Here is a 22,932-nt window from a genome sequence, read left to right on the forward strand (position 1 = left end):
GAGAATTAAAATTTGCCCGCAGGAGAACCTGTTCGGCTAATACTATCTCACATTATAGAAACGATGTTTCATTTTTCCGTGATCGTGGTTCTATTTTTACTGATTTTAACAAATTACTGTCATTATCAGCTTGTTAATTAGGATTGGAAGGGAATTTTTGGTCAGGAGCTTTCTGTTGAGGACATACATTGTCGTAAAAATGGTCTTTTACAAATAACCCTGGCCCTAAGGATGCATTCAAGCACAATAGTCGTTAGCATAGAAAGATTCACCTACCTTATTATTTCTACAGATAAATCCTATGACCCCAGCTGCCACCGATGGAATGCCGGTTCCACAGCGCTATGCCGCAGTAGTCGTTATTGCTTTAGGTATTATGATAGCGGTGCTGGACGGCACTATCGCCAATGTCGCATTACCGACCATTGCCCGTGACCTCAATGCCAGCCCAGCGACTTCCATCTGGGTAGTCAATGCTTATCAGTTGGCTATTACTGTATCTTTGCTTTCGATGGCATCACTGGGCGACATCATTGGTTATCGCCGGGTTTATCAGGCTGGTTTGCTGGTATTCAGTGTGACATCGCTGTTTTGCGCTCTGTCCGATTCCTTATGGACGCTGACTTTTGCGCGAGTGCTGCAAGGGTTAGGTGCCGCCGCCTTGATGAGTGTCAATACCGCCCTGATTCGAATTATTTATCCCAAAGCACAGTTAGGTCGCGGTATCGGTATTAATGCATTGATTGTGGCCGTCTCTGCCGCCGCCGGGCCAACCATTGCAGCAGCAGTATTGTCAGTTGCATCCTGGCAGTGGCTATTTGCCATTAACGTGCCGATAGGCCTGGTTGCCTGGGGGCTGGGTATGAAATTCTTGCCAGCCAACAATATGAAAAACAACGGTAATCGTTTTGATATCACCAGTAGCATTATGAATGCGCTGACATTTGGTTTACTGATAACCGCCATCAGTGGTTTTGCTCAAGAGCAAAGCCCGACACTGATTGCCGCTGAAGTGATAGCACTGCTGGTTATCGGCTTTTTCTTTGTGCGTCGCCAACTCAGCCAGCCTTTCCCACTACTGCCGGTCGATTTACTGCGTATCCCTATTTTTGCCTTGTCGATCGGAACATCAGTTTGCTCGTTTGCCGCCCAAATGCTGGCCATGGTTTCACTGCCCTTTTTCCTACAAACCGTCTTGGGTCGTGATGAAGTAGCCACCGGGTTGCTATTAACCCCGTGGCCACTCGCCACCATGGTGGTCGCCCCCATCGCTGGCCGCTTAGTTGAGCGCTACCATGCAGGGTTATTGGGAGGGATTGGTTTAGCGGTGTTTGCCAGTGGGTTATTCCTGTTAGCCATATTGCCTGCCAATCCCACAGATTTAGATATTATCTGGCGTATGGTGCTGTGCGGTGCGGGTTTTGGCCTGTTTCAAGCACCCAATAACCACACCATTATCTCTGCCGCCCCCCAACAGCGCAGCGGCGGGGCCAGTGGTATGTTGGGCACCGCGCGTCTGTTGGGGCAGACATCAGGCGCGGCATTGGTTGCCTTGATGTTTAATCTGTTTGCCACCAATGGAACGCATGCATCGCTGATACTCGCGGGATGTTTCGCCAGCTTCGCGGCGCTGGTCAGCTTACTGCGGGTCAGCCAAAAAAGCGGTTAGCCTGAATAATTGATGGCCCAATTATTATTTAGGGTCATCAATTCGCCCTTCATCTTTGGCAATGCGAAGAATGGATTCCAGTAATGCCGAGTCACTAATAAAATCAATTAGGGTTGTCTCATCCCCACCTCTTTTAGCCCGGCCTTTCATATAGCTGGTGATCACTTCCCACTCTTGATAAAGGCGTTTATCTCTTATCTGAAGATATCTTAACAAAGCAGCGAGAGTCACCGCTGAGGCGGGCACAGAGACTTTATCGTTAAGATATTTATTAATTGTAGAACGATTAGCCGCCATTAAATCAGCCAACTCAGTTTCTTTCTCCAAGCCGAGAGACTGGTAAGCTTGAACAAAGGGTTTTACCCCATTGTTTTCAGTCTTTCCTAATCTGAGTTTTTTCAGTTTATCCCTTAATCCGTCACTCATAGAAACACAATTCCGCAACAAAGCCGTCAGTTATTGTACCTCTCAGAACCTCATCAGAGCAAACCGTTGTCAAAAAACGGCAAATTATTCTGTTAAAAATCAAAATAGAACATTAATCATGAATATATTTCACATTAATTGCTTCCAATGGAAACGTAATTTACTGCGTAAAGATATTGTTAATCGAGAAATAAGTCACAATTATTTGTTGCAAATAGATTTTTACCCACGTATTTTTTATTTAGGGAAACATATTTTGTGTCTAATGGAATCAAAAAATAAGCCTTAATTTGAGAGAAAACTTAAAGAATGAAATGTCATAAATTAGCATTTGTCATGATTTTGACTGCTATATCTACTCCATCGTCATACGCTTCCACTTATGAGCATAGCGCTGATCAAATCTCCATCACCAGTGTGAATGGTGGTAACGGCAATTTGCAAACCGCTGTTGACCAAATCACCGGGGCAATTAGCGGGCTTAGCAATGATGACTACGATACGTGGCTTCGTCTTAATGCACTGGAAAATGCCCCCAAACCGAAAGATGGGGTTGATGGTAAGGATGGGCATGACGGCACCGACGACCACCACAATGATGCTGCGGTACAGCAAAATGCCAAAGCCCTTAGCAAGGATGAGGCTCGGATAGGTACCCTGGAAACGCAGTCAAATCAGAATTTTGCTAATCTGAAAACAGAAGTAGATGACAACCGAGACCGCGCCGATGCTGGGATCGCGGGGGTTGCAGCCATGGCGAATATTCCGCAGGTGCAAGAATCTCAGCAATTTGCGCTGGGGGCTGGGATGGGGGGTTATGGTTCTGAACAAGCTTTAGCCGTGGGCGCTTCTTTCCACGCCACACAAAGCACCATTGTTAAACTGACCGTCAGCAATGATACTCAGCATAACTTTGGCTGGGGAGCAGGCGCATCCTATGGGTGGTAAAGAAATGAAGTTGAACATCATTATATTGTTGCAAGCCGCTCTGCTGACTGGCGTGATATTTATTGGCGTATCAATCACTAATTTCGCTGATGTTATGCGCGTGGTGGGATCATCAGTCGCGGTGTTAAGTCATCATTGGGAAGACAGCAAATGAGAGCTCACACTCTGTTAGTCAGCATTATTGCAGTTCTGCTGTCAGGTTGTAGCTCTCAAGCATCAAGAATGGCGGATTGCGAGGCTAAAGGCGTATCACGGGATACCTGTTACCTCGCGGAACAGAATCGAATCAATTCAATTAACGCCACTGCTGAAACACAGGCATTACGCAATGCCTCTCACGCTGTACAGTTTGCTCAGGCAGCAAAAAAGCAAGCGCTGCATTACACTGGTTACGGTGTCGATGTTAAGCGCGATTCTTTAGGTATTGTCACTGTCGATGGGAAACCTGCGGCTTTGATTGAAGATGAATCCAAGGCGAAGGTCTACTCTCAAGGTTTATTGACCGTTATCTTCTATACGTCAGGTAAGGTTGCATTACTACGTGAGAACCAATTTGTTGGCTATTTAAAGAAGGCCTAGCGCAAAGCAAAACCCCGCCAGATAGCGGGGTCAGACTGCTGACAAACCTCGATAACTCGATCTTGCAAGGTGAAAACAGGTGCGTCCGCGCCAAGGATAATGAAATGGACGCTCCAACTTTTACGGCATCAGAGTGCCTAAATGTGAGTGTTAAAACTCAGAAGAAGGAGCGTCCACATGAAAGTATCTACTCTTGGTATCGACTTGGCAAAAAATGTTTTCCAGCTTCATGGTGTCGGCTGCAACGGTCAAACTGTTCTTAAGAAGAAACTCACCCGCGATAAATTCCTTCCTTTTCTCATGCAACTTGAACCTTGCTTGATTGGCATGGAGGCCTGTGCTTCCAGTCATCATTTTGCGCGTGTTTTACGGCAGTATGGGCATGAGGTTAAACTCATTCCCCCTCAGTATGTGAAACCTTATGTCAAAACGAATAAGACAGATGCCGCTGATGCAGAAGCCATTTGTGAAGCTGTTGCACGGCCTAATATGCGTTTTGTTCAGATTAAAACGGCAGAGCAACAAGCTATTCTGGTGTTGCATACCGAGCGAAATATCCTTATCCGCGAACGCACGGCTTGTGCTAATAGTATGCGGGCCATTTTGGCTGAATTTGGCATCATCATGCCTCGCACATTAAGTCAGCTGTATAAGAAAGTCCCTGAAATACTGGAAGAATATGATAACGAGTTATCACCTTTTGTCCGTTGTAGTGTCGCACGTCAACTTGAACACCTTCAGGGTGTGGAAGATCAAATCACGTTGATCGAACAAGAACTTAGCAGTTGGGCAAAAACACAACCCGCCTGCCAGCGGGTCTTGAAAGTCCCTGGTGTGGGATTGATGACGGCGACCTACCTTGTGGCGTCAGTGGGGAATGGGCAACAATTTCATTCAGCGAAACAGTTTGCCGCCTGGTTGGGATTGGTGCCGAGAGAATTCTCCAGTGGCGGTAAGCAGAGATTGGGCCGAATCAGCAAAAGAGGTGACCGCTATTTCCGTTATCTTCTGGTCCATGGTGCGCGGGCAGTTGCAGCTGTTATTGAGAGACACAAAGACAATATGCCGTGGCTTTACAGGCTGTTGAGTAAAAAGGCCTATAACGTAGCCGTTGTGGCACAGGCCAATAAAACGGCACGTATTTTGTGGTCGATGCTGGTTCATCATACGGAATATCGAACCTTATCCGCGGTTTGAGATAATCTCAAACACGGACAAGGCTCAAGAAAAAAAGTGAATACGTTTCAGGTAATTGCAAGTGTAATTATTGAGATGGCAAAACAGGTAAGACCGCAAGTGAGAAACTCCGTGAGCCGCCGGGGCATTTGGCCCGTAAGGATGATAGGAACTCACTTGGCGGATTTCATCATGGTTCGGGCGCAATCGCGCCCATAAAGAAACCGGATATATGGCTGCAATACCTGAGCGCTATTTTCAAGAAAAAACACTTGGTTTATTGGGAGCGTCCATATAGGGCGCGGCTCGAGCCCCCAGGGAGGGGTTTACGGCGTCTTTACGATCTGCCTGTTTTCACCGCTGAAAGCACTTTGTCATTAACCTCACCCCGCCAGATAGCGGGGTTTTGCTTTTATATCAATACCGATTATTTCAGGTATTCACCAGAACGCAAAGCTTCAATACGTTTGTCCAGCGGCGGGTGGGACATAAACAGCTCGCTGAATGATTTAGATTTGCCGTTAATACAGAAAGCCATCAGATTACCCGCTTCCTGCGGTTCATAGCTGGTTTTCAGCCGCTGCAAGGCAGCAATCATCTTCTCACGCCCCACCAATCTTGCTGAACCGGCGTCGGCATGGAATTCACGATGACGCGAGAACCACATGGTAATAATGCTGGCAAGAATACCGAACACCAGCTCCAATACCATTGAAACCGCGAAGTAAACCATTGGGTTACCTGAACTGCTCCCTTCATTATCACGATCACCCGACAAGAAGCCAGCAGCCACTTGCGCAATCAAACGTGAAATGAAGATAACAAAGGTATTCACAATACCTTGAATTAAGGTCATGGTGACCATATCACCATTCGCCACATGGCTAATTTCATGGGCAATAACTGCCTCTGCTTCATCACGGCTCATGTTCTGCAACAAACCGGTACTGACAGCGACCAATGAAGCATCACGACGGGCACCGGTCGCGAAGGCATTTATATCCGGAGCCTGATAAATAGCCACTTGCGGCATGGCAATACCTGCCTGCTGAGACTGGCGACGTACTGTGTCCAATAACCAGCGCTCAGTTTCATTACGGGGTTGTTCAATAACTTCACCCCCCACGGAACGAAGAGCCATCCATTTGGACATCAGCAACGAAACAAATGCGCCGCCGAAACCAAACAGACCGGCCATAATCATCAGCCCCTGCACACTGCTGGACTGAATACCTGTCAGGCTAAGCACCAACCCGAACACCAACATGACAGCCAGGTTGGTGAGTAGGAATAGAGCGATACGCATCATAAAAATTTATTTCCTTATTCTGTAATTGACGACCGTATTAAATCAACATCGTATTAAGCCAAAATTGACATGATGACTTAGCCAAATAACTACTGAGATATGCTGATCGTATGGGCATCTGATAAATTTTCAAGGCTTGTTAAGTTCTAAGAGAGGAAATCAACATAACTTTACAAATTTGGATACTTTTTATTACATATTGAGCTATTTTTTCGCCAATTCTACTGAAGTGACATAGAAAAAAGTAAAAAAAATCCGGGCTCTAAGAACCCGGATTATGCATACATCCACAGATTATTTTGCGGCTGTTGCTGTCGCAGCAGGCACTGCCGGTTGAGATTCAACCTGTGGCTGCGCTTTTTCTTTATGAGCTAAATCCAAGGCAATATGCACGGTTTCATCCAGATAAGGGTCCGGCTCCTGATAGTCTTTTGGTAAATCTTCCAATGACTTCAGTGGCTTCTTACCTTCACGTTTAAAGCGCTCATTTAAGCGATTCAGACGTGTGGCATCATCATCATGGTTCTCTTTTTCACGCTGAGCGTAATTAAGAGAGACAATGTTCTTCTTATCCTTCAGAGCCTTATAACGCTCAATATCTTGCTGAATATGTTGGAATTCAGGATCAGCGGCGATACGGGCGGCATGTGTTTTGAGTAACTCAGGCTCCAGCGGTTTCAAATCGCCCACTTTGGTATAACTGGCCGCATTGATGCTGTCCCAAGGTAAGGCATTATCTTCGAAACTTTCACCGGTTTCCGCCGGATCAACACCAGTCGGCATCACGATATCTGGGGTAACCCCTTTACGCTGAGTACTGCCACCATCTACCCGATAGAATTTCTGGATAGTGTATTGCAATGAACCCAATGCCGGCCATTCAGGGCGCAACATCTGATCGTAGATACGATTCAACGAACGGTACTGTTGTACAGTACCTTTACCGAAGGTAGGCTCACCGACAATTAAGGCTCGGCCATAATCTTGCATTGCCGCAGCAAAAATCTCGGATGCAGAGGCGCTATAGCGGTCAACTAATACCACCAGCGGGCCTTTGTAATACACCACGCCGTCGGTATCACTGTCTTCGCGTACTTTACCGTTGTTATCCCGCACCTGAACCACTGGGCCACTTGGGATAAACAAACCCGATAAAGAGACAGCTTCAGTCAGCGCACCACCACCATTGCTACGTAAGTCAATGATAATACTGCTGACATTCTGTTTTTCCAGTTTCTGCAACTGCACCTTGACGTCTTCGGTCAGGCCAACGTAGAAACCAGGAATATCCAGAACTCCGACACGCTCTTTACCAATGGTTTTCACCGACATTTTCACCGCGCGGTCTTCCAGACGAATACGTTCACGCGTCAACGTCACGGTACGAGGTTTCGTCCCTTTACCGGCTGGTAAAATTTCTAACCGCACTTTACTGCCTTTCGGCCCTTTAATTAGCGCGACCACATCGTCAAGACGCCAGCCGATAACATCCACCATCGGTTTGCCCGTTTGACCAACGCCGATCACCCGATCACCCACCGCGATAGTTTTACTTTTCGCTGCCGGGCCACCAGGAACCATGGAGTTGATTAATGTGTAATCATCATCCATTTGCAGAACGGCACCGATACCTTCCAGAGACAAACTCATTTCGGTGTTGAACTGCTCGGTATTACGTGGGGACAGATAATTGGTATGGGGGTCAATTTCGTGGGCAAACGCATTCATAATCAGCTGGAAAACGTCTTCGCTATTACTTTGCGTCAAACGCTTAATGGCCGCCTGATAGCGCTTCGTCAGCGTCTCTTTGATTTCTTTGTCCGTTTTACCGGTTAATTTCAAATTGAGCTGATCGTATTTAACTTTTGCGTCCCAAAGCTTGTTCAGCTCAGCTTCGCTAGTCGGCCAAGGCGCTTTGCTGCGATCAATGTCAATGGTGTCATTACCGGTAAAGTCCATTGGCCGGTTCAAAACTGACAGTGCATATTGATAGCGCTCAAAACGGCGTTTTTGCGCCAAATTGAATAACGCATACGGCGTATCTAATTGGCCGGATTTTAATTCATCGTCCAGCGAATGTTTTTTATCCGCGAACTTTGCCACATCTGATGCCAACAACACGTTGTGGCTGTAATCCAGCATGTTGAGGTAGCGATCAAATATTTTGGCGGAAAACTGATCATCCAATGCAAATTGGCGATAGTGAGAGCGAGTGAAGCGCGATGTTACGCGCTCACTCACGGTTGCATGCTCTGGTTCCTGGTGCAATTGAGGAAGTTGGTCGATGCGATACGTTGTGGTATCAGCAGCGTAACTTGCCCCCGCCAGTAACAAGCCTGCGATTGCTGTTAGTCTGACAAATTTGTTCATGCCTAGGTTGGCCTCCGTATCAGAACTGCAAGTGTTCTGCGCGCACAATCATCGCCAGACCGGAAGATAGCTGCACCCGTACGCCATCTTTAGCGATTTCTAATACGGTTGCGTCCATCGCGCTCTTGCCTGCTCTGACTTTGATTTCTTGACCAATTTGCAGTTTAGAGATATCTGTGACCGGCACAGGGCGTGGCTGGTTTTCCTCGGCCTGTGGACGAGGTGGCCGAGCTTGTTTTTGATTAGCCTGCTGAGGGCGAGGTGACTGACGAGGCTTGCGGTTTTCCGAAGCCACACCCGCTTCACGACGCGGCGCAGGTTTTTTACCTGCCGGACGTGGGCGACGTGGCTCTGGGGTTTCACCCGCAGCAATGGCAGCTTCGCGCTTCTTAGCTTGTTGTTCAGCACGTTGTGCTTGAACACGGGCTTTCGCCTCTTCCAGCTGTTTGCGGGCATGTTCTACATGTTGCTCTTCCAGCACACCACAAGGGTTGCCGTCCAAATCAACACGTTCAGCACCGACTTTGACCCCATAAAGATAACGCCAGCTTGAGGTGTAGAGACGCAGCGCAGAACGCAATTGCGTTTTGCTTAAATTCTCTTCCCCCTGAACACGTTCGACCAGATCTTGAAAAATACCGATCTTCAGTGGACGTGCTTCGCCTTCGGCGGTGAAACAAAGCGGGAACCGCTCAGCCAAAAAGGCTATGACTTCTTTACTACTGTTCAACTTAGGTTGATTTTCCATGAAATTTCCTGATTACAACGGGTTTGCCAACCAGCGCAGGCATGAACAGGCGTCATTATAATGACGCCATCAGCAATTGCCACGTTATCCGTATATCAACTTGCAGCTTGTGTAACATATTTTGCGCTGTCACAAAGCTCCAGATGCTCGCAAAGCCCCGCCACGACTGAGATTAAGCCTAATTCGTCGTCTTTATCAAAGCGATCATAAACAATGCTGTCGATATCCAAAACGCCGATAACTTTTCCCTGAACTGTGATTGGCAGCACAATTTCAGCATTACTGGCGGCATCACAAGCGATATGACCGGGGAATGCATGCACATCACCGACCCGCTGAACGCGATTTTCTGCCACCGCAGTTCCACACACCCCCTTCCCGACAGGAATACGCACACAGGCGATTTTTCCCTGGAAAGGCCCTAACACCAATTGATTACCATCGAGCAAATAAAAACCCGCCCAATTCAAACCGTCAAGGCGCTCATAAATTAAAGCGCTGGCGTTAGCCAATGTGGCGATGAAATTAGTTTCACCTGCAATCAGAGCACTCAAGTCACGTTTTAATTCCGCGTAGAATTCTGCTTTTTTCATGTAATGACCGTTAGAAACCTAAGAATAGCCAGAGGCAATTGTTGCGCGTAGCTTATATAAAATAATCATTAATTGCGCGTTGCTACAAGGTTATTCGGCGCTTACCCTGCAAAAGAGTTACCGACATCGGGAGTTTGGCCCTTTTTGCCCCTTGTTTTGAGTGATTGCTCTGCTACCATCCGCTCTATTATTTACTGTTTACTCTTTTATTTACTGTTTACTCTTTACAGACCGATGTCGGTGTCAGGGTGCTTAATAGATGAAAATACATGCCATTCAGCGCCCACTGTCCACCTCCCGGGTTCAGCGATGCTGTCAATGTGATGCGCTGTTTACCTTGCCGCCACTCAATGGCAGGCAAACCGCCTATTGCCCGCGTTGCAGCGCAAAAATTGCCAGTGGGCGAGATTGGTCACTGACCCGTCTGACCGCCATTGCTGTCGCTATGCTATTACTGATGCCATTTGCGTTTACCGAACCGCTGATTACTATCCGCCTGCTTGGCACCCGAATTGATGCCAGTTTGCTGGAAGGGATCTGGCAAATGAGCCGTCAAGGCCACCCTATCACCGCCAGTATGGTGGCATTTTGCATTCTGGGTGCGCCGATTACCCTGACCGTTTCAATACTCTATCTACGAATTGGCAGCCGAATGGGTATGAACCTGCGGCCAATCTTATTGATGCTGGAGCGATTGAAAGAGTGGGTGATGCTGGATATCTATCTTATCGGCATGGCGGTGGCTTGTATTAAAGTCAAAGAATACGCCGATGTAATGGCCGGAACCGGATTAATAGCTTATCTGACGTTAACATTACTGAGTATTCTGGCGCTGGTGCATCTTAATCTGGAGCAACTGTGGGAGCGTTTTTACCCGCAAGAGCAGCCCCCCGGCCCCAGAGAGACGCTGCGCGTCTGTTTATCCTGTCATTACACCGGGCACCCTGATGCCCTCGGCCGCTGCCCGCGTTGCCACATCCCTTTACGCCATCGCCGCCGTCACAGCATCCAAAAAACCTGGGCGGCGTTAATTGCTTCTATCGTGTTGCTGCTGCCCGCCAATCTATTGCCGATATCAATTGTTTATGCCAACGGCACGCGCATGGAGGATACTATTTTCTCCGGTGTGGTTTCTCTCGCTTCATCTGGTAATCTGCCGATAGCCGCCGTGGTGTTTATCGCCAGTGTGCTGGTGCCTTTTACCAAAATCATTGTCTTAATAACATTACTGATGAGTATTCATCTAAAGACACAGCACAGCTTGAAAACTCGAATGCGGTTGCTGCGTCTAATTACCTGGATTGGCCGCTGGTCAATGCTGGATCTCTTTGTTATTGCACTAATGATGTCGCTGATTAATCGCGATCAGCTCCTTTCCTTTACTATGGGGCCAGCAGCCTTCTATTTTGGGTCTGCGGTCATTTTGACTATCCTTGCTGTTGAATGGCTGGATAGCCGATTGATTTGGGATGCACATGCAACAGGAAACGCCGAGTACACCGACTGAGGCACAGATTAAACATAAACGCCGGATATCACCTTTCTGGTTACTGCCTTTTATTGCCCTGCTGATTGCGGGGTGGCTGGTTTATAACAACTGGCAAGAACGTGGCACGGAAGTCACTATCGATTTCCAGTCTGCGGCCGGGATTGTGGCGGGGCGTACGCCTGTGCGCTACCAAGGTGTCGAAGTCGGGATGGTGCAATCCATCAGTCTGGATGATGATCTGCGTAATATTAAAGTTACCGCCAGCATCAAAAATGACATGGAAGACTCGTTGCGTGAAGGAACTCAATTTTGGTTGGTGACACCAAAAGCGTCATTGGCTGGGGTTTCTGGGCTGGATGCCTTGGTCGGCGGTAACTATATCGGCATGATGCCCGGTGAAGGCAAACCGCAAAGTCACTTCACCGCGCTGGATACCCAACCTAAATTCCGCCTCAATACCGGTGAGTTAATGGTGCATCTCCATGCGCCAGATCTGGGTTCGCTGAATAATGGCTCCCTGGTGTATTACCGTAAGATTCCGGTGGGAAAAGTCTACGACTACAACATTGCTCCTGATAATAACGGTGTAGTCATTGATGTGCTGATTGACCGGCGCTTTGCCAAATTGGTCAAAAATAACACTCGCTTCTGGAATGTATCTGGTTTTAAAGGCGATTTCAGTCTCAATGGCGCGTCCGTACAAATGGAAAGTCTGGCCGCGTTGGTCAATGGAGCCATCGCTTTTGACTCCCCGCCCAATAGCCAGAACGCCAAGCCAGACCAGCCTTTCCAGCTTTATCCTGATTTAGCACACAGCCAGCGCGGTGTCGCCATCACACTGGATTTACCTAGCGGCAACAGCTTGAGTGAGGGGCGTACCCCGCTGATTTATCAGGGTTTACAAGTCGGCACTCTGACTAAAATGACACTCCAGCCGGATGGCAAAGTGACCGGCGAACTGACGCTTGACCCATCTGTGGTCGATTTAATGCGTACTGGTACGCGCATTGAAATGAACAGCCCACGCATCAGCCTTAATGATGCCAAGCTTAGTGAGCTTTTAACCGGAAATACATTGGAGCTGATCCCCGGCGAGGGTGAACCGCAGCAGCGTTTTACCGTGCTGCCCAGCAGTAAAAGCTTGTTACAGCAACCTAATGTGCTTGAATTACAATTAACCGCGCCAGAAAGCTACGGCATTGATGTGGGCCAGCCCATCTCACTACATGGCATTAAAATTGGTCAGATATTAACGCGCGAACTGTCAGCCAATGGCGTCAGTTTTACCGCAGCAATTGAAGCGAAATACCGTAATTTAGTACACAAAGACAGCAAATTTGTGGTTAACAGCCGCCTTGATGTCAAACTTGGTATCGATGGCATTGATGTGCAAGGTGCCAGTGCTCAGGAATGGATTGACGGCGGTATTCTGATTCTGCCAGGCAGCAAAGGTGATCCACTCGGTAAGTATCCGCTGTACAGCAGCGTAGATAAAGCGACCGACGGCATTTTAGGCAATAGCCCGGCCACCACCCTCACCTTAACCGCCACCAGCCTGCCTGATGTGCAGACCGGTTCAGTGGTGTTGTATCGCAAGTTCCAGGTGGGTGAAATTACTCAGATCAGGCCGAAAGCCAACGAGTTCGAAGTGGATGTTTATATTCAACCGGAATATCGCAAGCTACTCACTGATAAGAGTATCTTCTGGGCCGAAGGCGGGGCAAAAGTGCAATTGAACGGGAGTGGCCTGACTGTGCAAGCTTCTCCGCTGAATCGCGCATTAAAAGGTGCTATCAGCTTTGATAATCTTGAAGGCGTTACGCTGGATAAAGGCGCAAAACGCACACTTTATGCTAACGAAACTGCGGCGCGCGCGGTTGGTAGCCAGATTATCTTACGCACTTTTGATGCCAGCAAACTTGCCGCCGGCATGCCAATTCGTTATCTGGGTATCAATATCGGCCAGGTTGAATCGCTGAAACTAGCCCCAGAGCGCAATGAAGTGCTCGCCAAAGCAGTGCTTTATCCCGAATATGTGCAGAGTTTTGCTCGCGCAGGTACCCGTTTCTCGATTGTTTCACCGGAAATCTCCGCTGCCGGAGTGAACAATCTCGATACCCTGTTCCAGCCCTATATTAATGTAGAGCCGGGCAAAGGTGGCACCTTGCGCACTTTTGAGCTGCAAACCGCCACTATTACGGATTCGCGCTATCTTGATGGCCTGAGCATTATCCTCGATACCGCTGAGGCGGGGTCATTGCAGGTGGGGACACCGGTTCTGTTCCGTGGGCTGGAAGTGGGGACAGTAACCGGATTTAATCTGGGGGCGATGTCTGATCGGGTACAGGTTTCCCTGCGTATCAGTCAGAAATACCAGCAATTAGTACGGCAAAACAGCGTCTTCTGGCTGGCATCAGGCTATAACCTTGAATTTGGCCTGACCGGCGGAGTGGTGAAAAGTGGCACCTTCCAGCAGTTTATTCGCGGTGGCATTGCTTTCGCCACACCGCCAACTACCCCATTGGCACCGAAAGCCAGTGTGAATCAACACTTCCTGCTTAACCCGCAAGAGCCTAAAGACTGGCGCGACTGGGGAACGGCGATACCGCACTTCTAGTTTGGCGGCCGATCAGGGCGGTAACGTCATGCCGCCCTGATGGTCATCACCACACACATCCAACACACATTGGCGCAACCAACGATGCGCCGGATCAGCCTCCATACGTGGGTGCCAGAGCATAGAAATCATGATAACCGGTGAAGTTATCGGCAGAGGAAAACTGAACATCCCGCTGCGCAGGTTCTGGGTATGACGTTCAGCAACGGTGGCAACCAAGTCCGATCCTTTCACTAATGCCAACGCGGTCGAGATACCGTCAACATAAGTCACTGCGTTTCGTTCCAGACCCACTAATTGCAAAGCATCATCAACTGGCCCTTTATGGCCCTGACGCCGTGAAATCATAATATGGCCCTGGCTAGCATAGCGTTCGGGGGATATCTCCCCTTGGCTCAATGAATGCCCCGCCCTGACAACACCAATAAAGCGATCGCGAAATAACCCGCGCGTGCGCAATTCAGGGCTGGCCGAAGAGCCCACGACACCGGTTTCCAGATCGACAATGCCATCACGCAGCAATGCACTGTCTTTGTCCATTTTCTGCATAAAGCGCAACCGCACCTGCGCAGCATCTTGGTTAACTCGCGCCAACAGCATCGCACCAAAATTTTCGACAAAACCGTCACTGGTACGCAATGTGAAAATACGCCTCAGCTGTGCAAGATTTAGTTTCTCGGCCGGGCGCAGCACCAATGTTGCGCCCTCAACTAATTGGCTGACCTGCTCACGCAGTTCAAGCGCCCTTGGCGTGGGAACCAACACCCGCCCCGCCCTAACCAATAAAGGATCACCGGTGGTTTGGCGTAATCTCGCTAGCGCACGGCTCATTGCCGATGGACTTAGCCCCAATCGCTGGGCGGCACGCACCACACTACCTTCTGCCAGCAGAACATTGAGAGTAAGGAGTAAATTGAGATCAGGTTTTGTCATTCAGTGACTCTAGCACAACCGGTGATGACATGGCGTTGAATGCAGCAATAAACTGCATTCAGTGCGTCTTCCGCCCTGTCATGTAATGGAATAGCCTCTGACTAAGTCTTATTTGGAGCTATCCCCACATGAAAGCCAATACCCGCAATATACACTCACTCAAAGTCGAAGATACCAACCTGCGAAAAACAGTGCTCAGCCTCTCCCTGCCGATGCTGCTTTCGTCATTAGCCACCAGCATTGCCAATGTAGGATTACCCACATTGACGCAGGCTTTAAATGCCTCATTTCAGGATGCGCAATGGGTAGTATTAGCCTACTTGTTGGCGATAACCACATCGGCCATCAGTATTGGGCGCATGGGCGATATCATTGACAAGCGCCTGTTGCTAAAAGCCGGGATTGGATTATTCAGCGTCGCATCGGTGGGCTGCGCATTAGCACCCACGATGGGGATACTGATTGCCGCCCGAGTCATACAAGGGTTAGGTGCTGCCGCCATGATGACACTGACATTAGCATTGGTAGGTGAAACGGTTAGCCAAGAAAAAACCGGGCGAGTTATGGGAATGCTCGGCACAGTCTCCGCCCTCGGTACCGCACTTGGCCCCTCTCTCGGCGGCATACTTATTGCCGGGTTTGGCTGGCCTGCCATATTCTTAATTAATATCCCTTTGGGACTATTGGCCCTGCTGCTGATATCGCGTTACTTGCCCCGTAACCGGACTGCATTCACTCAACCGCAATCTGGCTTTGATCCCATCGGGATGCTGCTCCTAGGCCTAATTCTTGCGCTGTATGCGCTATCGATGACATGGGGACATGGCAGATTCGATGCACGTAATTTAGCGTTATTAGCAGCAGCAGCCATCGGTGTCGGGCTATTTAGTCGGGCAGAAAAAAGGGCGAAATACCCCTTAATTCAAACCGCTATGTTGCGCCATTCAGTCCTGCGCGGCAGTTTAATCATGAGCACATTGGTCACGACCATCATGATGTCCACATTGATTGTTGGGCCATTTTATCTTTCACGGGCGCTGGGCTTGCCAGCACAATGGGTTGGCTTAGCGATGTCCGCTGGCCCGATAGTCGCGGCGCTGGGGAGTATTCCGGCGGGTTATGCGGTGGATAAATTGGGTGCTCAAATAATGGTCACCGGCGGATTGGTCGGCGTCACTTTTGGGGCCACGATATTGGCGATCATCCCCACAGGCTGGGGTGTACTGGGCTATGTCGTCCCGGTTTGCCTGATTACGGCGGGTTATGCCATTTTCCAGACGGCTAACAATACGCTAATGATTAAATCTGTGAGTGCCGATCAACGGGGTGTCGTTTCCGGCATGCTTAACCTGGCACGCAACCTTGGGCTTATCACTGGCGCATCGGTTATGGGGGCTATTTTTGCCTGCGCGTCGACCGCTCAAAATATTCAACTGGCAACCACGACAGATATTATCCAGGGAATGCAATTGACTTACGGCGTTGCAGCACTGTTAGCCGCGATAGCGCTGGGAATTTCCGCAATCCATTTAAGAAATAAATTTAATCAATAAACATTCCCCACCCCATAGACATGGCGAGTTTATGGCTCAGCTGAAAGGATTCACATTAAGAATTAAAAACACAAAACATCAATTCATCTTGAATATAGGGATTAAACCAGTTCTGTCATTTTTCAAGAAAAAGATGCAATAAATGATAGATATGAGATGGATGAGTAATTTTTTGATTAATATCGAACACTTTTTGCATCTTGCTGCTATTAATTAATTATCTAGATTTTTTAATGATTAGTGTCGAAAACATCAGTTGCGCTACGTTATTGGCGCAACTTAATTCTAGATTACCTGGCTGCAAATTTTATGATTAAGGAAGAAATAATGAAGAAACCCTTACTTATTCTAGGTGCAATGGTTTTATTACAAGCAGCTCCGTCAGTAGAAAGTGCTGGTACAGTAACCGGAACGCTAGGTGCGACATTAACCATTATTACGGGGTGTTATATCAACGACGGGACGAACGCTGGTGGGATAACCAATTTAGGCACCATAAACTTCGGTACCGTCTCGACCTTAAATACCCGAATCAGACAGGCGTACAGCAGTACAGCTAATGGCGCGTTAAATTTATACTGTAGTGCAGGTACTACCTACAATATCGGAATAGACAATGGTGCCCATGCTTTGCTTGCCCAACGCCGCCTGGCGGGCGGTACGACAGAGTTTGTAAATTATAATTTGTATAAAGACAATGGCTATTCCCAGCCTTGGGGATCAACAGGCACTGATCAACTGACTGGCACCGCGGTCGCGATTAGTACCGCCATCCCACTCACCATTTATGGTGAAGTTCCTACACAAACAACACCCAGTGTTAGCACCTATAACGATACCGTCAACGTGACGGTCAGTTGGTAGCAGGTATGGTTCTGGGTATCACGCCAGATAACTTACGGATAAATATCGATAAAACAGTGCTGTTATGGTTCATTTTCTCACTGTTATTACTGCGAACTTATCCGGTTTATGCCGTCTCGAAAACGGCCAATATCACGGTCAATGCGACGTTATTGCCCACCTGCATTGCAGGTACGACGACGGCGGGGGCGACCACCTTTGGTACCTTGAATTTTGGCTCAGTCACTGTGCTAAACCGCCCGATAAGCGTTATCGGTCAAGCCAACAGTGGAGCAATTTCCGTGCAATGCAGCAAAAACACCAGCTTTACCGTGTTACTCAGTGCCGGGCAGAGTGGGAGCGTCAGCAACCGCTATTTAGTCGGAGGGCCGACCAATCAGCATGTCAATTACAACCTGTATACCGACGCCGATCATAGCCATATTTGGGACAATACCGTCGGAATTTCTCAAGTTGCCAGCGGGCAGCCCGTCACCCTCCCCGTCTATGGGCTGATTCCGACACAGAGCACACCCTCGGTGGGAATTTATACCGATACCATTCAAGTCACGGTCAATTGGTAGGGGAAGCAAGATGACGCTTAACAGTTTCTATCCCACCGTCATTACATTACTGGTCTTTAGCCTGCTGGGTTTGCCTGTGACAAACAGTTATGGGGAAACGCTAAATCGCGCCTTTACCGTTAATGCAACCATATTGCCGGGCTGTATTTTAGGCAGTGGCAATAGCGATAGCAGCAGCTTTGGTGCGCTGAATTTTGGCAATGTCTCTTCGCTGTCAACGGCCATCAATATCGTCTCCAGTCAAAATGCCGGTTCAATCATGATTCAATGCAGTGGTACGCCCAGCATCACTCTGGCGTTAAATAGTGGTACGAATACCACTGGGAATATTGCTACTGGCAGGCGATTACTCAACAGCGCGACCGGTGAATATCTGTTTTATCAAATATTTCAAGATAGCGCTCGCAGTGTTATTTGGGGCAATGGCAGTAACGGCGGCACTGCGCGGGTCATTACTGCGAATAGCACGCTACAGCAGATCGTTTTATATGCGCAATTGTTTGCCAGTAGTTCATTCCCCACCGCGGGGAATTACACCGATACGCTATTAGTGACCGTCACTTATTAAATTACTTTTTATTTTGTGTGTGTATTTTACCGACAAGGAGTTCACCATGATTAGATTAACATCACTTGCGTCGTTGGTTTTATTTGCTACGGCAGTTGCCAGCAGCCCACTTTATGCTGCCTCCTCGGTACTTATTTGGCCGATAGATCCGGTGATCAATAGTCATGAGAAAGCCACTGCACTGTGGCTGGAAAATAAAGACAGCCAGCCCGTTTATATGCAAATTCGGGTTTTAGGGTGGCAGCAAAAATCCGGACAGGAAGATTACAACAATCAATCGGCGATCATCGCCAGCCCACCAGTTGCTACTATTTTACCGGGCAAACGTCAATTGATCCGGCTGATTAAAAATACGCAAGTACCAGCAGGTCAGGAACAAGCATTCAGAGTGTTGATTGATGAGATCCCGCGTAAAGATCCCAACGAAGATGCCGCCGCCCCCTCTTTAAATATGGGGCTGAAGTTTCAGATGCGCTATTCCGTCCCATTATTCATCTATGGTGATGGCCTGAAGTCTGAAGATGCCAATAATCCAGCAACATTTTTCCCGCTCAGTCTCAGCTACAAACTGGTGCAGGATAGTGGCAAAACATGGCTGGCTATTCGCAATCAAGGGCAAACTCATGCCCGTATCTCTCAAGTCAACTTACAGAATACAAGTCTCAATAGTGGGTTGATGGGCTATGTTCTGCCGGGTAATGAAATGCGCTTTCAAGTTCCTGCGTCTGCCAATAGCGGGCAATTAACTGCGTTGGTCAATAGTCATACAAAACCTATCGTTATTCCCCATCAATAGACGATTCATATGAAGGGTCTTTATTGATTGATGCGCCGCTATGGCATTGATAAATGGGAATAACTGCCAATACGTTAGGGTTTGGGATGATTATCAAATTCAGGCTGTCGCCATTTTTGACATTGGTGTATGCATCAATGATATCCCCTGCATTTATACCACTAACGGTAAGGGGGAATGATTTGCCACCTCCGCCATCTGCTGCGGTGATGCCTGACACCACCTTATATCTTGAACTGGTGGTTAATGGCCGTAACTTTGGCGAAGCCGTGCCGGTGATTTATCGCGATGGCCACTATTATTTGACACCCGAACAGTTAAAAACTGTTGGTTTCCCCGCGCCTTCGCCAAACACACCCGAAGTAGCTATTGATGTCATGGATAAAGTTCATGTTACCTATCAAGGTGACAGCCAGAGATTACTCATTGATGTTCCAAGCGAATGGCTGCCTGAGCAGCGGGTGAATACTGCGGCAACAGAGGATTACAATCTGGCGCAAAGCAGTCTCGGCCTACTGTTTAACTACGATATCTATGCCAGCCAGGGAAATAGCAGCGGCCAACCCAGCAATGCTTCGGCCTGGACAGAACAGCGCCTGTTTGATCATTTTGGCTTGATCAGTAACACCGGAATTTATCGTAGTAACCTGACAGATACCGATAACGTTACGGTAGAAAAAGGGTATGTCCGCTACGATACTCAGTGGCGATTAAATGATGAGAATCACTTACTGAGCTACAGTGCGGGCGACCTGATAACCGGCTCGCTGGCGTGGAGTAGCTCAGTGCGGGTGGGTGGCCTTCAAGTGTCACGTAACTTTGCTATTCGCCCGGACTTAGTGACTTACCCACTACCACAGTTTGCCGGTCAGGCGGCCATTCCCAGTACCGTTGATCTCTATATTGATAACTTTAGAACGCAATCGGCATCCGTTAACCCCGGCCCTTTTGTGATTGATAATGGGCCAAGAATAAATGGCGCAGGGCAAGCAACTGTAGTCACCACCGATGCGTTAGGCCGCCAGGTCAGCACCTCAATCCCCTTCTATGTAGCCAGCGATTTGCTCAAACCCGGCTTATGGGATTTTAGTATTTCAAGTGGCATGTTGCGCCAAAACTATGGCATTCGATCCGCTGACTATGGTGAGCCAGTTGCCAGCGGAGTGCTACGTTATGGCACCACCCCCTGGTTGACACTGGAAGGGCGAGCCGATATCGCCAAACAACTGAATGTGGTGGGCAGTGGGGTCAGTTTGCGGGTCGGAAATTATGGTGTTGTGAATAGTTCTTACACTATCAGTAACGCCGGTGATGCAGTTTTAGGTAGTGGTATCGCCCCCATAGAAACAGATATCAGCACCCCACCATCCTCACCGTCTCTGCGCTATGGCGGGCGCGGCAATCAATACTCGCTTGGCTACAGCTATAGCAACGCTTTTTTCAGCTTGAACGCGCAACGGATTAACCGCAGCCCAAACTATGGCGACCTGGCAAATTATAAAAGTGAATACCGGCCCAGTCGCCGTACTGACCAAATTACCGGCAGCCTGGGGTTAGGTGCGTATGGTTCAATCGGCTCAGGTTATTTTGACGTCCGTGATGCATTAGGTGAGCGAACTCGTCTGGTTAATATTAGCTACAACACCACCCTCTGGCACAATACTAGTGTTTACTTTTCACTCAACCGCGAATTGGGCAGTAAGGGTTATAACGCACAGATGGTGTTAAGCATTCCTCTGGGGGATTGGGGGGCTGGCAGTATCAGTAGTGTGCGCGATACCAATAACAATTGGAGCCAACGCGTAAACTATAGCCGGGCGACCCCAACTAACGGCGGGTTTGGCTGGAATCTGGCTTATGCCAATGGTACCGGTGAAAATAGCAGCTATCAGCAGGCTGACCTTATCTGGCGGACACGCGCGCTGGAGAGCCGGGTTGGCGTGTATGGCAGTCAGGGAGATTATCAAAGCTGGGGCGAAGTCAGCGGATCACTGGTGGTAATGAATAATGGTGTCTATGCCAGTAACACCATTAATGATGCTTTCGCCCTGATATCAACTCATGGGTTTGGTCAGATTCCTGTCAGTTATGAAAATCAGCTGATCGGCACAACCAACGACGACGGTTATTTATTAGTCCCTAATGTCACATCTTATTATCAGGCAAAATTCCAGATTGACCCAATGAGCTTACCGGCGGATGTAAGCATGCCTGAAGTTGAACGACGCTTAGCTATTAGCGAACGCAGTGGTTATTTAATCGACTTCCCCTTAGAACAAATCACCTCCGCAACACTACGTATCACCGATGAGTCAGGTAAAGATTTGCCTAAGGGTAGCCCGGTATTTACCTCTGAGACAAAACCGGTCAGTTATGTCGGCTGGGACGGTATTACTTATATTGAACAAGCTAAACCACAAAATAAGCTGAAAATAATCCGGGCTGACAATGGAGCTAATTGCTATCTGCAATTTGCCCTTAAGGCCAGCACAGGCATTCAGGATATTGGCACAGTAACCTGCAAATAAGCCAATAATAGCGAAAATAATGGAGAGGATATGACCCCAAATAACATTAGAATCAGCTTGGTAGCTAGCCACTTGGGTATTATCACTTTGCTGATATTACTGATGGGGCTTATTGCTCCTCCTGCTCAAGCTGACTCCTGTACTTTCTCACCCGGCACGGTCACCCTGCCGCCCAGCTCATCTGTAACCGCTGGTACCACCGCCGTTAATGCTCAGGGAGCAACGGCAATGACCTGCCCAGGGGCATTAATCTCAATTACGTTATTAGGGTCATTTACTTTGTCCGCAACAATATCCGGCACAACTAATAACCTTAACCTCAAAAATGAAGTTGGCGACCTGATTCCTTACTCGATTTATCGTACCGGCACCTTCAGCCCTGCGTTGCCTATTGGCGGTAAATTGGATTACGCAAGTTCAAGTTTGCTATCAATTAGCTTAGGTTCTCTAAACGCAAATTTACCCATCTACATTCGTACTGGAAATAACGGCGTCATTAGCACCAATATCAGTGCTGGAACCTATACAGATGTGATCAATCTGGCCTGGAATTACAACATTTGCAAAGTACTGAACGTGCTGGGAGGCTGCATAGGCTCCTGGGTTGGCAGCGGAACGGGTACTGATATCTCCTCAGTGACTGTCACTTTAGTGGTCAGCAAGGATTGCGCCATTAATAGCGCCTCAGATGTCAATTTTGGTAGTTTTGCATTAGTCGGACAATTTAACCCAATCAGCCAAAATATCACCCTCACCTGCACCAAGGGCACCACCTTTAATACTTATGTCACACCAGGGGATAACCCAGTGACGAATTGGCGACAAATGAAATTGAATTCCACAACTGTCACTGACTATCTGCAATATCAGCTGTATCAGGGCACCTCCGGCACCACACTGTGGGATGCAAGTTCAATGCAACCCGGCTCAGGAACTGGAGCCGCGCAGCTCGTTCCTTTTCACGCTGTGATTAACCCCAATCAGAATCAAAGAACACCGGGCGACTATCGGGATAATGTTAGCCTGGTTCTGGTGTATTGATTGTTAATTTTATCTGGGAAGCCCATTTTTCAATATCCTCAAAGGGGTCATTATCAGTTTTCCTTTATTTATCAGTGCGATAATCATAATAAAATAATTTGTAGATAAGAATATTCCGAATGAGCTGTACTAAATCTGTCCCTGTTATACAATCTGCGGGCT

General features: G+C 48.2%; 20 protein-coding genes. 14 read left to right on the forward strand and 6 right to left on the reverse strand.

Going from position 1 to position 22,932, the window contains the following annotated elements:
- Nucleotides 1-301 precede the first annotated feature (301 nt).
- On the forward strand, nucleotides 302-1,669 hold the full coding sequence (locus FGL26_RS05865) for an MFS transporter (RefSeq protein ID WP_005170182.1): 1,368 nt from the start codon (nucleotides 302-304) through the stop codon (nucleotides 1,667-1,669).
- A gap of 24 nt (nucleotides 1,670-1,693) precedes the next feature.
- On the opposite strand, the gene FGL26_RS05870 is transcribed toward FGL26_RS05865, so the two are convergent.
- Complete coding sequence (locus tag FGL26_RS05870; protein ID WP_005170184.1) at nucleotides 1,694-2,095, reverse strand: DNA-binding protein; 402 nt, start codon at nucleotides 2,093-2,095, stop codon at nucleotides 1,694-1,696.
- A gap of 309 nt (nucleotides 2,096-2,404) precedes the next feature.
- Between FGL26_RS05870 and FGL26_RS05875 the strand changes: the two genes are divergently transcribed.
- From FGL26_RS05875 to FGL26_RS05890, 4 genes are all read left to right on the forward strand, one after another.
- Nucleotides 2,405-3,043 carry a YadA C-terminal domain-containing protein gene (locus FGL26_RS05875; RefSeq protein ID WP_005170186.1) on the forward strand — a complete coding sequence of 213 codons (639 nt, stop codon included), beginning with the start codon at nucleotides 2,405-2,407 and terminating at the stop codon, nucleotides 3,041-3,043.
- Entirely contained in the window at nucleotides 3,033-3,197 is a 165-nt protein-coding gene (locus tag FGL26_RS05880) for a hypothetical protein (RefSeq protein WP_005170193.1), read from the forward strand. Before FGL26_RS05875 ends, FGL26_RS05880 begins: the two co-directional genes overlap by 11 nt.
- A complete protein-coding gene (locus FGL26_RS05885; RefSeq protein ID WP_005170197.1) occupies nucleotides 3,194-3,622 on the forward strand; it encodes a hypothetical protein in 429 nt (142 codons plus the stop codon). The genes FGL26_RS05880 and FGL26_RS05885 overlap by 4 nt, the downstream gene beginning before the upstream one ends.
- Before the next feature lie 177 nt (nucleotides 3,623-3,799).
- A complete protein-coding gene (locus tag FGL26_RS05890; RefSeq protein ID WP_011816033.1) occupies nucleotides 3,800-4,819 on the forward strand; it encodes an IS110-like element ISYen1 family transposase in 1,020 nt (339 codons plus the stop codon).
- 406 nt (nucleotides 4,820-5,225) lie between these two features.
- Here the strand turns inward: FGL26_RS05890 and htpX are convergent, their stop codons facing one another.
- The 4 genes from htpX to FGL26_RS05910 form a co-directional block, all read right to left on the reverse strand.
- Entirely contained in the window at nucleotides 5,226-6,107 is an 882-nt protein-coding gene (gene htpX, locus FGL26_RS05895; protein ID WP_005170215.1) for a protease HtpX, read from the reverse strand.
- 294 nt (nucleotides 6,108-6,401) lie between these two features.
- Nucleotides 6,402-8,477: a carboxy terminal-processing peptidase gene (gene prc, locus FGL26_RS05900; protein WP_005170217.1), complete on the reverse strand. Its 2,076-nt coding sequence runs from the start codon at nucleotides 8,475-8,477 to the stop codon at nucleotides 6,402-6,404.
- Nucleotides 8,478-8,496: 19 nt separating this feature from the next.
- Entirely contained in the window at nucleotides 8,497-9,225 is a 729-nt protein-coding gene (gene proQ, locus FGL26_RS05905) for an RNA chaperone ProQ (RefSeq protein ID WP_005170218.1), read from the reverse strand.
- A gap of 95 nt (nucleotides 9,226-9,320) precedes the next feature.
- Nucleotides 9,321-9,818 (reverse strand): GAF domain-containing protein, encoded by a 498-nt coding sequence (locus FGL26_RS05910; RefSeq protein ID WP_005164942.1) that lies wholly within the window; start codon nucleotides 9,816-9,818, stop codon nucleotides 9,321-9,323.
- Between the two features lie 259 nt (nucleotides 9,819-10,077).
- Between FGL26_RS05910 and yebS the strand changes: the two genes are divergently transcribed.
- Nucleotides 10,078-11,325: a membrane integrity lipid transport subunit YebS gene (yebS, locus tag FGL26_RS05915; RefSeq protein ID WP_005170219.1), complete on the forward strand. Its 1,248-nt coding sequence runs from the start codon at nucleotides 10,078-10,080 to the stop codon at nucleotides 11,323-11,325.
- Nucleotides 11,294-13,924 (forward strand): PqiB family protein, encoded by a 2,631-nt coding sequence (locus FGL26_RS05920; protein ID WP_005170221.1) that lies wholly within the window; start codon nucleotides 11,294-11,296, stop codon nucleotides 13,922-13,924. The genes yebS and FGL26_RS05920 overlap by 32 nt, the downstream gene beginning before the upstream one ends.
- A 12-nt stretch (nucleotides 13,925-13,936) precedes the next feature.
- Here the strand turns inward: FGL26_RS05920 and FGL26_RS05925 are convergent, their stop codons facing one another.
- A complete protein-coding gene (locus FGL26_RS05925) occupies nucleotides 13,937-14,857 on the reverse strand; it encodes a LysR family transcriptional regulator (RefSeq protein WP_005170222.1) in 921 nt (306 codons plus the stop codon).
- 128 nt (nucleotides 14,858-14,985) lie between these two features.
- On the opposite strand from FGL26_RS05925, the gene FGL26_RS05930 reads away from it, so the two are divergent.
- From FGL26_RS05930 to FGL26_RS05960, 7 genes are all read left to right on the forward strand, one after another.
- Nucleotides 14,986-16,410, forward strand: coding sequence for an MFS transporter (locus tag FGL26_RS05930; protein ID WP_005170223.1), 1,425 nt, complete (start codon nucleotides 14,986-14,988; stop codon nucleotides 16,408-16,410).
- A 309-nt stretch (nucleotides 16,411-16,719) separates the two neighbouring features.
- The gene (locus FGL26_RS05935; protein ID WP_072075871.1) at nucleotides 16,720-17,274 is read left to right on the forward strand and encodes a Csu type fimbrial protein; all 555 of its coding nucleotides are present in this window, start codon (nucleotides 16,720-16,722) and stop codon (nucleotides 17,272-17,274) included.
- A 5-nt stretch (nucleotides 17,275-17,279) separates the two neighbouring features.
- Complete coding sequence (locus FGL26_RS05940; RefSeq protein WP_005170225.1) at nucleotides 17,280-17,837, forward strand: Csu type fimbrial protein; 558 nt, start codon at nucleotides 17,280-17,282, stop codon at nucleotides 17,835-17,837.
- 10 nt (nucleotides 17,838-17,847) lie between these two features.
- Nucleotides 17,848-18,405, forward strand: coding sequence for a Csu type fimbrial protein (locus FGL26_RS05945; protein WP_005170228.1), 558 nt, complete (start codon nucleotides 17,848-17,850; stop codon nucleotides 18,403-18,405).
- A gap of 46 nt (nucleotides 18,406-18,451) precedes the next feature.
- Entirely contained in the window at nucleotides 18,452-19,201 is a 750-nt protein-coding gene (locus FGL26_RS05950; RefSeq protein WP_005170230.1) for a fimbrial biogenesis chaperone, read from the forward strand.
- A gap of 86 nt (nucleotides 19,202-19,287) precedes the next feature.
- Complete coding sequence (locus FGL26_RS05955; RefSeq protein WP_005170235.1) at nucleotides 19,288-21,729, forward strand: fimbria/pilus outer membrane usher protein; 2,442 nt, start codon at nucleotides 19,288-19,290, stop codon at nucleotides 21,727-21,729.
- A 30-nt stretch (nucleotides 21,730-21,759) separates the two neighbouring features.
- Nucleotides 21,760-22,770, forward strand: a complete 1,011-nt coding sequence (locus FGL26_RS05960) for a Csu type fimbrial protein (protein WP_005170237.1) — start codon at nucleotides 21,760-21,762, stop codon at nucleotides 22,768-22,770.
- Nucleotides 22,771-22,932 lie beyond the last annotated feature (162 nt).

It is taken from the genome of Yersinia enterocolitica subsp. enterocolitica (assembly GCF_901472495.1).
In the GTDB taxonomy this organism is placed as follows: Bacteria; Pseudomonadota; Gammaproteobacteria; order Enterobacterales; family Enterobacteriaceae; genus Yersinia; species Yersinia enterocolitica.